We start from the raw sequence: 379 nt of genomic DNA, 5'->3' as shown, positions 1-379 counted from the left end.
GGTGACAATCTTGGCGATAGGTAAGACTGGGGCACGGCCAGCCGGTAAGGCTTCTAGCGCATCTATGCCTTCATCTCGATACCACCGAAGCCAACGACCGATGGTCGAGCGCGCAGCGCCGGTAAGGTGATGAACATCGGTGATCGTGCGTCCTTCATGTAACAGCAAGATGGCCATCAAGCGACGAGCATGTCCTTTATCACGGGTGGCATGGATGATTTTGTGAATGCGGCGCCGTTGTGGTCGTGGCAGAGGTGGTAGGATAGGCATCAACTCAGTCCTTTGGGTGTGGCTTGTTTTGTTTAGCGACTAATCAGATCGCACAAACTGGACTGAGTTCCCTTCCTCCGGTGATCTACTATTCGGAACAGCTATTTAG

1 protein-coding gene is annotated in these 379 nt (G+C 53.0%); it reads right to left on the bottom strand.

Annotated elements, in window-relative coordinates:
• Nucleotides 1–270: helix-turn-helix domain-containing protein (locus MUW49_RS19975; RefSeq protein ID WP_133295851.1), on the bottom strand; the 270-nt coding region annotated here is incomplete at its 3' end.
• Nucleotides 271–379 lie beyond the last annotated feature (109 nt).

This window comes from Aeromonas sp. LsrichE-8G (assembly GCF_022869435.1).
In the GTDB taxonomy this organism is placed as follows: Bacteria; Pseudomonadota; Gammaproteobacteria; order Enterobacterales; family Aeromonadaceae; genus Aeromonas; species Aeromonas caviae.
This window is presented reverse-complemented; position numbering and strand designations above follow the sequence as displayed.